At 63.0% G+C, this 12,019-nt stretch carries 11 protein-coding genes; 5 read left to right on the top strand and 6 right to left on the bottom strand.

What is annotated here, in order from left to right; translation table 11 throughout:
* Positions 1–60: 60 nt before the first annotated feature.
* Both RPG13_RS07585 and RPG13_RS07590 read right to left on the bottom strand, forming a co-directional pair.
* On the bottom strand, positions 61–1,275 hold the full coding sequence (locus tag RPG13_RS07585) for an MFS transporter (RefSeq protein WP_337126993.1): 1,215 nt from the start codon (positions 1,273–1,275) through the stop codon (positions 61–63).
* A 29-nt stretch (positions 1,276–1,304) separates the two neighbouring features.
* Positions 1,305–1,973 carry an ArsR/SmtB family transcription factor gene (locus tag RPG13_RS07590; protein ID WP_127291209.1) on the bottom strand — a complete coding sequence of 223 codons (669 nt, stop codon included), beginning with the start codon at positions 1,971–1,973 and terminating at the stop codon, positions 1,305–1,307.
* A 37-nt stretch (positions 1,974–2,010) separates the two neighbouring features.
* On the opposite strand from RPG13_RS07590, the gene RPG13_RS07595 reads away from it, so the two are divergent.
* From RPG13_RS07595 to RPG13_RS07610, 4 genes are all read left to right on the top strand, one after another.
* On the top strand, positions 2,011–2,787 hold the full coding sequence (locus RPG13_RS07595) for an MBL fold metallo-hydrolase (RefSeq protein WP_245461486.1): 777 nt from the start codon (positions 2,011–2,013) through the stop codon (positions 2,785–2,787).
* Positions 2,788–2,790: 3 nt separating this feature from the next.
* Positions 2,791–4,068, top strand: a complete 1,278-nt coding sequence (locus RPG13_RS07600) for an MFS transporter (protein WP_127205277.1) — start codon at positions 2,791–2,793, stop codon at positions 4,066–4,068.
* Positions 4,069–4,256: 188 nt separating this feature from the next.
* The gene (locus tag RPG13_RS07605) at positions 4,257–4,733 is read left to right on the top strand and encodes an EF-hand domain-containing protein (protein WP_185928238.1); all 477 of its coding nucleotides are present in this window, start codon (positions 4,257–4,259) and stop codon (positions 4,731–4,733) included.
* Between the two features lie 51 nt (positions 4,734–4,784).
* Complete coding sequence (locus RPG13_RS07610; RefSeq protein ID WP_128241592.1) at positions 4,785–5,918, top strand: cysteine desulfurase family protein; 1,134 nt, start codon at positions 4,785–4,787, stop codon at positions 5,916–5,918.
* Between the two features lie 39 nt (positions 5,919–5,957).
* Here RPG13_RS07610 and secDF read toward each other — a convergent pair whose 3' ends face one another.
* The 3 genes from secDF to RPG13_RS07625 all read right to left on the bottom strand — a co-directional run bounded on the left by secDF (position 5,958) and on the right by RPG13_RS07625 (position 10,036).
* Positions 5,958–8,513, bottom strand: coding sequence for a protein translocase subunit SecDF (gene secDF / locus RPG13_RS07615; RefSeq protein ID WP_126104035.1), 2,556 nt, complete (start codon positions 8,511–8,513; stop codon positions 5,958–5,960).
* 733 nt (positions 8,514–9,246) lie between these two features.
* On the bottom strand, positions 9,247–9,723 hold the full coding sequence (locus tag RPG13_RS07620; protein ID WP_095484520.1) for an SRPBCC family protein: 477 nt from the start codon (positions 9,721–9,723) through the stop codon (positions 9,247–9,249).
* The gene (locus RPG13_RS07625) at positions 9,707–10,036 is read right to left on the bottom strand and encodes an ArsR/SmtB family transcription factor (RefSeq protein WP_095484519.1); all 330 of its coding nucleotides are present in this window, start codon (positions 10,034–10,036) and stop codon (positions 9,707–9,709) included. Before RPG13_RS07625 ends, RPG13_RS07620 begins: the two co-directional genes overlap by 17 nt.
* A 306-nt stretch (positions 10,037–10,342) precedes the next feature.
* Here RPG13_RS07625 and RPG13_RS07630 point away from each other — a divergent pair, with 306 nt between their 5' ends.
* Positions 10,343–11,419 carry a D-alanine--D-alanine ligase family protein gene (locus RPG13_RS07630; protein WP_095484518.1) on the top strand — a complete coding sequence of 359 codons (1,077 nt, stop codon included), beginning with the start codon at positions 10,343–10,345 and terminating at the stop codon, positions 11,417–11,419.
* Between the two features lie 79 nt (positions 11,420–11,498).
* Here RPG13_RS07630 and RPG13_RS07635 read toward each other — a convergent pair whose 3' ends face one another.
* Positions 11,499–11,873: a hypothetical protein gene (locus RPG13_RS07635; protein ID WP_095484517.1), complete on the bottom strand. Its 375-nt coding sequence runs from the start codon at positions 11,871–11,873 to the stop codon at positions 11,499–11,501.
* Between the last annotated feature and the right edge of the window lie 146 nt (positions 11,874–12,019).

Below are 12,019 nucleotides of genomic sequence, written 5' to 3' on the forward strand. Positions count from 1 at the left end.
AACGTTCTTTCTGCGTGATTGATCCGTCGTGGTAAAACGCGCCGAAGCGACAAGGCCGCATCACCGTTCCTCCGGGGGCTTGAGATGCCGGAACTGCATCAGCAGCAACAGATCGTAGGTGATCTTCAGGGCACCGCAAATGAGGAGGGGCCAAGCCCGGAACGAGGCCGCGAACAGCGCGCCAGCCAGCGCGGGGCTGACTGCGGCGGCCAGACTCCGCGGCACTGATGTGAAGCTCGCGGCCGCCGCCCGTTCCGCCTCCGTGACGACGGCCATCACGTAAGATGATCGCGTCGGCACGTCCATCTGCGAAAGTGCTGCGCGGATCAGCAGCAGGACGAGTGCCAGAGGCAGCGTGGGCGCCAACGCCGCCAGCATCAGGGCGATGCTCGACGGAATGTGGGTGAACACCATCGTGTTGATCAGTCCGATGCGCCGGGACAGCCAAGCTGAAACGGGGAAAGAGAACGCCGAAAGCACGCCGGACCAGAAGAAGAAAAATCCCGCTTCCGAAAGCGACAGATCGAACTTTTCGAAAAGCCAGAGGGCAAGCAGCGACTGGACTACAAAGCCTCCGGCAAAAGCATCGAGGCTGAAAAGCGCCGCGAGCTTGAACACAATCTTGCGCGAGGGGCCGAGCGCGGACCCGCTGCTGGAGTCCGTCGCTGGACGGCGCTGCGGAATCTGCGCGTAAAGGAGGCCGCCGAGAAGACCCAGAAACGCATAGAGCACGAACATCGCCTTGATGCCGGCGAGTTGGTCGAGGCCGGCCGGAGCCAGAAGATCAGGTGTCGCCGAAACGAGCGCGCCAACCGCGCCTGCCAGCGCACCCACAAGGCTGTAACGCGCGAACATCCTGGTCCGCGCGGCATCGGTGACTCCGCGTGTCAGCACCGCATGCTCCAATGGCACGAATACGCTGACGCTGCCGGCCGAGGGGTTGATGGTGCCTGCGAACGCGACCACCAACAGCAGCGCGTAGTCATGGACCAAAGCAAAGGCCACGCCCGTGGCGACCATCAGGCTGGCGGCGGCAAACAGGAGTTGGCGGTGATCGTAACGGACGCCGAGGAACCCGACAACGATGGTTAAGAGCGCGGAACCAAGCAGTGACGCCGTTGCGATCACGCCTACCTGAAGGGGAGTGAAGCCTAACGCGAGGAGATAGACCGGCAACAGAACGGCCACGAAGCCATCGCCCATGTCGCGCAAGGCACGGGCCATGAAAAGAAAGGTCGTCGAATGGATCCGCAGCACTGATCTGCCTGCCCTCATCACCTGCGTGAGCGCCCGCGTGTTCTGTTTCAGGCGGCCGTTTCGACCGGCAGGCCGGCGGTCTTCCATTCGGGATAGCCGTCTTCGAGCCGACGCGCGAGATAGCCCTGCTCTCGCAAGGCGGCGACCGCTTCGAACGAGAGAACGCAATAGGGACCGCGGCAATAGGCGATCACTTCCCGATCTGCCTCTAGCTCGCCTAAGCGACGCTCCAACTCGGCCAGCGGGATGTTGAGGGCGCCTGGAAGATGTCCGGCCGCGAACTCATCCTCTGGCCGCACGTCGAGAACCGTGACCATGCCGTCATGCAGCCTTGAGACGAGCTCGTCTCGCGACACCGGCTCCATCGCATCGCGAGCCCGGAAGTAGTCGGCCATGACGCGGCCGATTTCGGCAACATTTCGCTCGCCGACGCGGCCGAGCGCCTTGATCAGCGCCACCACCTCGGTGTCGCCGGCGAGGCTATAGAGCATGTGCTTGCCGCGGCGCTCCGTCTCGACGAGGCGAGCCCGCCGCAGGATCTGCAGGTGGCGCGACGTGTTGGCGAAGCTCAGATGGGCTCGCGCGGAGAGGTCCTCGACGCTGCGCACCCCTTGCGCGAGGTGCTCCAGAAGCTCGAGCCGATGCGGATGGCCGAGCGCCTGAGCCACTTCGGCAAGGCTCGCGTAGATCGCCTGTTTCGGTCCGGTGCTTGACACGGCTTCTCCTCAGTGGAACATTCAGCGGAATGATTGAATGTCTCTAGCCCGTCGTCGCGAGGCGCGCAAGACCATGATCCTTCGCCAATTCCTTCATACCGATCCAGTCGGCGTCTCATACCTGTTCGGCTGCGGCGGCAAGGCAGCCGCGGCCGTCGTCGATCCGGCCGGCGACATCGAGTTTTACCTGCGCGCCGCCGAAGACGCCGGCATGCGCATCCACTTCGTCGTCGACACGCATGTTCATGCCGACCATCTCTCTGTCGGCCGCGCGCTCGCCGAAGCGGCGGGCGCCGCATACGTGCTCGGGGCGGAGGCGTATGTCGCGTTCCCGTTCAAAGGAATGCGCGACGGAGAGGCCCTCTCGCTCGGCAACGTCGCCGCAACCGTCCTGCACACGCCCGGTCACACCCCGGAGCATATCTGCATTCTCGTCAGCGACCGCACGCGTGCCGACGAGCCATGGTTCGTGCTGACCGGCCACACGCTGATGGTCGGCGATCTCGGTCGCACCGAACTCGCCGTCAGCGCCGAGCAAGGCGCAAAGGATATGTTTCACAGCGCCGGTCGGCTCAAGGCTCTCCCAGATCATGTCGAGGTGCTCCCCGGCGCCTATGCTGGCTCGGTCTGCGGCCGGCGCCTGAGCGGCAAGCCCTGGTCGACCATCGGTTTCGAGAAACGCCACAACGAGGCCTTGCGGATCGAGGACGAAGCCGCGTTCATCCGCTTCATGCTCGCCGAGATTCCCCCGGCTCCGCCCGAGGCCGCGGCGCTCCGGGCCGCCAATTCCGCCTTGGCTGCGGCGGCGGCCTGACCCATGGACGAAGCGGCATCGGTGCCAGGCAAGGCGGGTTCACCCGTCAGGCTAGGCCTCAGAGAGAACTGGCCGCAATTCGCGTTGCTCGTCGTGATCAACGCCTTTGTCGGCGGCATGGTCGGGATAGAACGAACGGTGGTGCCGCTGATCGGATCGGAAGAGTTCCACGTCACGTCGACAACGCTCATCGTCTCCTTCATCGTCAGCTTCGGCGTCGTCAAGGCGCTCGCCAATCTGGTCTCGGGGCAGCTTGCCGACGCGTGGGGCCGCAAGCGCGTGCTCGTCTTGGGATGGCTGGTCGGCCTGCCGGTGCCGTTCATGATCATCTGGGCGCCGACCTGGGAATGGGTGATTGCGGCCAACGCATTGCTCGGCATCAACCAGGGGCTCGCCTGGTCGATGACCGTGATCATGAAAGTCGATCTCGTCGGGCCGAAGTCGCGCGGCCTTGCCGTTGGTCTTAACGAGTTCGCCGGCTATCTCGCCGTCGGGGTGACGGCGTTCCTGACCGGCTATCTCGCCTCACAATACGGACTTCGGCCAGTGCCGATCTATCTCGGCATCGGTTATGCGGTCGTCGGTGCCGCACTGTCGATCCTGCTCGTGCGCGACACGCGGGACCACGTTCGGCTGGAAGCTTCGTCCCACGCGCAGCAGTCCGCGCCGATCAGCTTTCGGGAAGTCTTCGCGCTCACCTCGTTCGGGGATCGCAACCTGTTCGCCGCTTCGCAGGCCGGCCTCGTCAACAATCTCAACGACGGCATGAGCTGGGGCATTTTCCCATTATTCTTCGCTTCCTTCGGTCTCGGCGTCGAGCGCATCGGCATCCTCAAGGCGGTCTATCCCGCGACATGGGGTGTCCTGCAGATCGCCACAGGCCCCTTGAGCGATCGCTGGGGGCGCAAGGGCCTGATCGTCGCCGGCATGTGGGTACAGGCCGCGGGTCTGTTTCTCACCGCGGCGACGCGCCAGTTCGAGTGGTGGATCGTCGGCAGCCTTCTGCTCGGCCTCGGCACGGCGATGGTCTACCCAAGCCTGATCGCAGCCGTCTCCGACGCCTCGCATCCGACCTGGCGCGCCCGCTCACTCAGCGTCTACCGCTTCTGGCGGGATCTCGGCTACGCGATCGGCGCGCTCTCCGCCGGCCTCATCGCCGACAGCTTCGGGCTGTCATGGGCGATCACATCGATCGCCGCGCTGACGTTTCTCTCAGGGGTAGTCGTGGCTGTTGTGATGAGCGAAACCGAGGCTCATCCGTCCGCGAGGAGGGCAACATGACAGCGGCGGCAGATCGCTGCCCAAGCAATTGATCCGGCGCAAGCTCGCCGCGCTGCCCGTTGGGCCTATATTGGAATTTGACCGCGACCGGCAGTTTGCCGGCAGTACGGAAAGAGCCCAAAGCATTTCCGGCCGCAGAGCCGCCAGTGGGTCAAAACTGCCGAGCCCATGAGAGGAAGGAGGATGCTATGACGTTGATTTCATTGACACGCGTGGCCGCGCTCGCCGCAATTGTCGCCGCCGGCATGACGGCTATAGCCGCCGCGCAAACGACCGCAGCCGATCCGCACCATCCCGATACGACGGTCGCACAGGCGGCGCCGTCCACCGAGCCTGGAGATATGGCGGGACAAGACCAAGGGGCACAGCCCGCTCAACCCGGCATGATGCCTCCCGGAATGATGGGTCAAGGCATGATGGGCCAAGGCATGGGTCAGGGCATGATGTGCGAGATGAAACAGCCCGGCATGATGGGCGCAATGCCGATGATGCGCATGCGTGGGCACATGATGAAGATCATGTTCGCCATTGCCGACACGGATGGCGACAGCGCGCTTTCCTTCGAAGAGATCACCGCTATCCATAAGCGAATCTTCGACAAGGTCGATGCAAACAAAGACGGCAAAGTGACACCCGAAGAGGTGCAGGCATTCATGCGGCAGTAGCCGCGCGCAGCTGATCGCCGGGCGACAAGCCGCGAAGGAGGGCTCCCGAACATGACGTCGATCTACCTCGACTACAACGCGAGCACGCCGATCGATCCGGCCGTCACGGCTGCCATGCGGCCATATTTGGATGAGGCTTTCGGCAATCCGTCGAGCGGCCATTGGGCGAGCATGCCGGCGAAGGCTGCGCTGGAGAAGGCCCGCGGCCAGGTTGCGGCACTACTCGATTGCGCACCCGACGAGATCGTGTTCACAAGCGGCGGCAGTGAGGCCAACAACCTGGCGATCAAGGGCACGTTCTTCGCCCTCCGCCACAAGGGCGAGCACATCGTCACCACCACGGTCGAGCACCCGGCCATTCTCGCGCCTTGCCGGTTTCTCGAGGAGCTCGGCGCGGCAGTGACCTATTTGCCGGTCGACAGCACGGGCCGGGTCAATCCCGAGGACGTGCGTCGTGCCATCACGCCGCGCACCATCCTGATCAGCGTCATGCACGCCAACAATGAAGTTGGCACGATCCAGCCGATCGAGGAGATCGGTGCTGTTGCGCGGGAACGTGGGGTCCGGTTTCACACCGACGCAGCGCAGTCGGTCGGCAAGATTGCAACCAAGGTCGACGCGCTTGGCGTCGATTTGCTGACCATCGCCGGCCACAAACTCTATGCACCAAAGGGTGTCGGGGCGCTCTATGTCCGCGATGGTGTCACGCTCGAGCCGCTGATCCATGGCGCGGGGCACGAACATGGCCGGCGCGCTGGCACTGAGAGCGCCTTGCTCGCGGTTGGCCTCGGTACGGCCTGTGCGCTCGCCAGCGACCTGGAGCCGATGGCACGCGTCCGCGTGCTGCGGGATCGTTTTTGGGACGCGCTGCAGGAGGGTTTCGGCGACCGTGTCGCGCTCAACGGGCACCCTCAGCATCGCCTTCCCAACACGCTCAGCGTTTCATTCGTCGGCATGATCGGCGCCGAGGTGCTTTCGCATCTCGACGGCGTCGCGGCGTCGACCGGTTCGGCCTGTCACGCCGGCCGGGTCGAGCTCTCCCCAGTGCTCACGGCCATGGGCGTGCCCGAGAAGATCGGCATGGGCGCCGTTCGCTTCAGTCTTGGTCGAGCCACGACCAGCGCCGAAATCGACGCCGTCGTGGATCAGCTTCGAGCCGTCACGGTCCGATCCGCCATCCGCTAGACGATAGGACCCGAAGAGACGGCACCACCCATCGTTGCGTCATAAAGCCGGTCGCGCCGGCGGCTCTTTCGCCGCTGTGGGTTCCTCTGGACTGAGGGCGCCCGGCCGGAGCCTGAACAGGATCAGCAGCGGCCCGGCGACGAAGATGGAGGAATAGGTCCCGGCGAGGATGCCGAAGATCATCGCGACCGTGAAGGACTGGATGACCTCGCCGCCCCAGATCGAAAGCGCCGCCAGCGCGAACAGCGTCGTCACGCCGGTAAGGACCGTTCGCGCCAGAGTCTGGTTCATTGACAGGTCGAGCAGCTCGGCGATCGGCATCTTTTTATAGCGGCGCAGGTTCTCGCGGACCCGGTCATAGACAACAACCGTATCGTTGATCGAATAGCCGACGATAGTCAGGATCGCGGCTATCGAGGTCAAATTGAACTCTATGCCCGCGACGACGTAGAAGCCGATCATCAGGATCACGTCGTGGAAGGTCGAAATGATGGCGCCGAGCCCGAACTGCCACTCGAACCTGACCCAGATGTAGACGAGCATCGCCAGCAGCGAGGCGAGCACGCCCATCGTGCCGTTGAAGGCTAGTTCCGAGGACACAGTCGGGCCGACGACCTCGATGCGGCGGAACTCGTAGTCAGATTCGAGCGCGCTTCTCACTTTCTGGACGGCGGACTGTTCGGCAACGTCGCCGCCCCCCTGGGTGCCGATGCGTATCAGCACATCCCGGGTCGACCCGAACTCCTGCACCTGCACCTCGCCCAGTTCGAGACCTGTCAGGCGCTCGCGGATGTTGCCGATGTCGGCCTGCTGACCCTTCGCCTGCACCTCGATGCTCGAACCGCCGCGGAAGTCGATGCCGTAGTTCATGCCGACAGTGAAGAACGCCGCGGCCGAAGCGATCGACAATAGCAGGGACAGCGTGAAGGCGTACTTTCGGAACGCCATGAATGGCACGCGCGTGTCGTCGGGCACCAGTCGCATGACACCGCTGGGCATGGTTTTCGGGCGTTGCCGGCGAAGCCAGAATGCGACCAGCCAGCGCGTCAGCGTGAACGCCGTGAACACGGTGGTGACGATGCCGATGGCGAGGGTGACGGCAAATCCCTTGATCGGCCCTGAGCCGAGAAAGAACAGGATGACGGCGGCAATCAGCGTCGTCACATTGGCGTCGACGACTGTCGCCAGCGCCTGTTTGAACCCGGAATCCATCGACTGCACGATCGAGCGCCCTTGGCGGCTCTCTTCGCGGACGCGCTCGAAGATGATGACGTTGGAATCGACCGCCATCCCCATCGTCAGCACGATGCCGGCGATGCCGGGCAGCGTCAGCGTCGCGCCGAGAACCGACAGGACGGCGATGATCAATGCGACGTTGGCCAGGAGCGCGATATTCGCGATCAGCCCCAGTCGCCCATAGGCGAACAGCATGAAGCCGACGACGAGGAACCCGGCGACGATTGACGCGAACTGGCCGGCGTCGATCGAATCGCTGCCGAGGCTCGGGCCGACGGTGCGTTCCTCGACGATGGTGAGGTCGGCAGGCAGTGCGCCGGCGCGCAGCAGGACCGCAAGGTCGTTCGCGCTCTCCACCGTGAAACTGCCGGATATCTGCCCGGTGCCGCCCAGGATTGGTTCGCGGATCTGCGGCGCGGAGATCACCTCGTTGTCGAGGATGATCGCGAACAGGCGCCCGACATTGGTCTGAGTAGCCTGACCGAAGCGGCCGGCGCCGCGGCTGTCGAAACGAAACGAGACCACCGGCTCGTTGGTGCGCTGGTCGAAGGTTGCCTGCGCATCGACGAGGTTTTCGCCGGAGACGATGATCCGATTCTCGATCAGATGCGGAACCCGCGGTTCGTCCGTCGAATACAACACTGTCGAGCCCGCCGGCGGGCGGCCGGAGATAGCCTCCTCGACCGGAATCGACTGGTCGACCATCTGAAAGGTCAGCTTCGCGGTCTGTCCGAGAATATCCTTCAGCCGCTGCGGATCCTGCAGGCCCGGCACCTGGACCATGATACGGTCCGAACCCTGGCGCTGGATGATCGGCTCGGTCGTGCCGAGCTCGTTCACGCGCCGGCCCACCACCTCGATCGATTGGGTCAGCGCCGCGGCGATCCGGTAGTCGATCCCGGCTTCGGTCAGCGTAAAACGCAGCAGCCCCGGTTCCGGCTCGGCCATCTCCATCTCGGTCACGGAGCCGCTCATGAAAAGTCCGGTCGAGATCGGCTGCGTCAATCTTTCGAGCGCGCTCTTCGCAGCTTCGACCTGACCTTGGTCGCGAATGCGGACCTGGATCGAATTGGCGGTGCCGGCAAGTCCGGTATAACCGATCTGGGCATCGCGCAGCGATGTGCGAACCTCGTCGCGGGCCGCTTCGAGGCGTTCGTTGGCGAGGTCCTGCCGATCGATCTGGAGCAGGATGTGCGAGCCGCCCTGCAGGTCGAGCCCCAGCGTCAGCTGCTGCTTTGGCAGCCAATTGGGCAGCGATGCCAGAGTGGAGGCGGGAACCAAATTGGGCGCTGCGTACAGGACACCGGCCAGGACCGTCAGCCAGATGAGAATGGTCTTCCAGCGCGAAAAATGCAGCATATTCTTATCCGTTCAGCCCATATCGGGCGGAAACCGCCTCCGACAAGTGCTTTGGCGTTCCGATCGGCGAGCAACTCGACGAGAGCCCGGGAACGCGATGTGAAAGTTTTGGGAGCCGAGGGCCGCGGTCGCGCGGCCAAGATCATGCCGTGAGAAGCGGAGGCGCGCGCGCATCGAAGGCGCGGTTCGGCGACAGTTTCGGCCGCTCTTCGGACCCTATACCAAACGGTGCGGCTGACGCTGTTTCGAGCGGCAGGCGCAAATCCGGGATGATGCAAAAGGGCTTGCCGTTTCCCGCAGTGACAGGCGTTCCCGTCTTGAAACGGGAAGTCTCAGCAGCAACACGGCGTGCAATGTCGCGGACAAGGAAAGTCGGGTGAGTGACGGGCCCGGTCGCGCCGAGCCTCATTTGCCCCTTGGCAAGGTCCTGTCCGACGTGCGCGGCTGTTGCCGCGGGAATGGTCCAGATCAAGAAGAGCAATGAAGCGAGCAGCCGCAGACCAGCACCCATGCTGAGCAGAGTGCCGGGCCTTATGCTAGCCTGTCTTCGACCGTTTCGTCTCATCTCACCGGCACGGCTCGTCATACACTGCGGCAAAATATGCTTTCGCCGTCGTTGTCTCAGCAAGCGGCAAGCCGCCCTCCTGGTCCTTAACTATAGTACTTGGATTGCGAATTGAAGCGCACCTTTCACGCACTCAAGGGTAAGTGTGTTGGCCGATCGGTTGGCGGCCTACCGCTTCTCTATCAACTGGACATAGTTTTTCAGGATACCGCTCCAGCCGCGATCGGATTCGAAGATCTCACGCACCGCTTCGCCGGCCGCGCCCATGTTCTCAAGCCGACGATGCTCGAGCTCGACGCGAGTCGCGTTCTCGCCGGCCTCGGAGAAGTTGATCTCGACTTCGGTCAGCAGCGACGGATCATATTGCCAGTCGGCGCGAATCCGCCATGCCAGGACGATGCGGTTTGGCGGTTCCCACGCCAGCACTTCGCCCCAGTCGCATTCCGTCCCATCCTCGCCGGTCTCAAACCAGCGGCCTCCTGCCTTTGGCTCGATAGTCGCGCTCCTGAGCGCGGACTTGCCTATCGAGTGGGACGCCGGCCACCAACGTCCGAACCCGCTCGTGAACACTTCAAACGCCGTGGCAACCGGCACGTCCACGGTGACCGACTTGCGCACAGGCGCTGGTTTAATGATCGCCGTCATTATTTCGCTCCTTGGCTTTGTTGATCTCGTTTCGGAAGGCGTCGAGCGCGTTCCCCCACATCTGGTCGAGCCAGGCTCGCATCTCGCCAAGACCATGAGGGTCGACATGGTAGATGTTGCTGGCGCCGCGAGGCTCGGCGCGGACCAGCCGCGCCTCCCTCAGCACCTTCAGATGATGAGAGATCGCGGGCTGAGACACCGGCACGGTTCGAGCGAGGTTCGCTACCGAACGCGGCTCTTCGGCCACAAGCTCGAATACCTTTCTGCGCGTGGGGTCGGCCAGCGCGACCATACCTGCATAATCATAAATCATGGTTTATGATAAGCACAGGTTTATGATCAAGGCAACCCCAGTTGCTTGCGAAGCAGGGCAGAGGGCAGCGTATTCTCTCCTCATTCAGGTCTCATGCTGCGCTTCCTTCAATGAGAGGAGCACTGGGGAGGAGACCGAACCCAAGCACCTCAGACACGGACTTGAATGGCCACCTCTCGACTCGTATACGAGTATACGAGCCGATCATCTACATAACTTCATGACCCTCGTCGGGAACCGTTCGGGCTGCGCGCCGAGACCCAACGTGCCCACTGCCGGCATCCCTAGACCATTTTGGAGACGCTCATGGCCGACACCTCGAAAAGACTGCGCATTGCCGTGCTCTTTGGCGGACGCTCCGCCGAGCATGACGTTTCGGTGCTGTCGGCAACCAATATCATGCGTGCGCTGGAACCCGCGAAGTACGATGCCGTTCCCGTCTTCGTCACCCGCGAAGGACAATGGCTGCTGAGCAGCTTCGAGGATGGCACGCTGGCGAAACCTTCGACCGGTACAGAAGTCTGTCTGGTGCCGGGCGGACAAGGACGGGTGTTGGCGATCCCGACGAATGGCACGCCTCACGAACTGCCTGCCATCGACATCCTGTTTCCCGCCCTGCACGGCCTCCATGGCGAGGACGGCTCGGTGCAGGGGCTCGCGGAGGTGGCGCGTGTGCCGCTCGCCGGCTGCGGCATACTCGGTTCGGCCGCCGCCCTCGACAAGGACATTGCCAAGCGGCTGCTGAACGAGGCGGGCTTGCCCACCGCGCGTTCCGTCACAATCCACCACGGCGCCGCACCGGCCTTTGCGGAACTGGAGAGCGTGCTTGGTCTTCCGCTTTTCATCAAACCGGCCCGGCAGGGCTCCTCTGTCGGCGTCAGTAAGGTTTCGGCTGAAAAAGACTATGAGGCAGCGCTGACAGAAGGTTTTGGTCACGACCGCAAGCTGCTGGCCGAAGAATTTATTCGAGGCCGCGAGATCGAGTGCAGCGTGCTGGAGGATACGCAAGGCGGCCTCTTCGTTTCCCGTCCTGGCGAAATCATGCCAGCACAGAGCCACGGTTTCTACAGCTACGACGCCAAATATATCGACGAGCACGGCGCCGCGCTGAAAGTCCCGGCTGAACTGCCGCAGGAGATTGAGGGCAAGATCCGCGCGATGGCAGCAAAGGCCTTCCGTGCGGTCGGCTGCGACGGCATGGCCCGCGTTGATTTCTTCGTGACGCCTGACATGCGCGTCCTCATCAACGAGCTCAACACCATTCCCGGTTTCACCGATATCAGCATGTATTCCAAGGCGATGGCGGCAAGCGGCGTCAGCTATTCCGAAATCATCGATCGGCTGGTGGCGCACGGGCTGGCACGCGCTGGTCGATCTGCTTGATGGCGAGAGCTTGTCGGAATATCCCCAACTGAAGCGACGATCTTGCGACCGGATCTGGCTGAATAATTTGGTGCGTGGCCTATGACACTGAAGACCTTATCAACGGCCCGAAAAAGCCGACGATACGCGTTATTCGCTTCTGGCTGGAGTCGAGGAAGGCTATGTCCAAACCCTCGGGGAAGGACGATCCATCAGGCATCACAAACTTCCACGCGAAGCGTGCGATCCCATGATGAACATCCACGTCACTTGTCCGTAAGATGCGGGCACCGGGATGCTTGGCCAGAACTCCTGCTATGTGCGCGAGCAGTTCTTCCGCGCCAGTCGCATGGACTGTAGGGTCGGTGTATGTTGCGCCATCGCTCCAGACCGATGACAGCAACGCCCGCCGCTGCTGGGCGTTCTCATCAGACCAGGCAGCACAATACGAATCGATGAGAAGCGTCAAAGGCATCCTATTCCCCTAATGCGGATCACTGGCCTGACTCGGCCCATGCTTGGACAACAAAGCCCGAACGCAGCCCACCGTTAAACGGCCCGCTGGCTGACGGTAAAGCATGATCCGCCTCAGTAAGGCCGAAAGCTGCATGATGAAAATCT

The sequence above is a fragment of the Mesorhizobium sp. ISC15 genome (assembly GCF_037162615.1).
GTDB lineage: Bacteria > Pseudomonadota > Alphaproteobacteria > Rhizobiales > Rhizobiaceae > Mesorhizobium > Mesorhizobium mediterraneum.

Bases quoted from the DNA above. Each gene is read 5' to 3' on its own strand.
- RPG13_RS07585 (WP_337126993.1), bottom strand. From the start codon at position 1,275: ATGAGGGCAGGCAGATCAGTGCTGCGGATCCATTCGACGACCTTTCTT.
- RPG13_RS07595 (WP_245461486.1), top strand. From the start codon at position 2,011: ATGTCTCTAGCCCGTCGTCGCGAGGCGCGCAAGACCATGATCCTTCGC.
- RPG13_RS07600 (WP_127205277.1), top strand. From the start codon at position 2,791: ATGGACGAAGCGGCATCGGTGCCAGGCAAGGCGGGTTCACCCGTCAGG.
- RPG13_RS07605 (WP_185928238.1), top strand. From the start codon at position 4,257: ATGACGTTGATTTCATTGACACGCGTGGCCGCGCTCGCCGCAATTGTC.
- RPG13_RS07610 (WP_128241592.1), top strand. From the start codon at position 4,785: ATGACGTCGATCTACCTCGACTACAACGCGAGCACGCCGATCGATCCG.
- secDF (WP_126104035.1), bottom strand. From the start codon at position 8,513: ATGCTGCATTTTTCGCGCTGGAAGACCATTCTCATCTGGCTGACGGTC.
- RPG13_RS07620 (WP_095484520.1), bottom strand. From the start codon at position 9,723: ATGACGGCGATCATTAAACCAGCGCCTGTGCGCAAGTCGGTCACCGTG.
- RPG13_RS07625 (WP_095484519.1), bottom strand. From the start codon at position 10,036: ATGATTTATGATTATGCAGGTATGGTCGCGCTGGCCGACCCCACGCGC.
- RPG13_RS07630 (WP_095484518.1), top strand. From the start codon at position 10,343: ATGGCCGACACCTCGAAAAGACTGCGCATTGCCGTGCTCTTTGGCGGA.
- RPG13_RS07635 (WP_095484517.1), bottom strand. From the start codon at position 11,873: ATGCCTTTGACGCTTCTCATCGATTCGTATTGTGCTGCCTGGTCTGAT.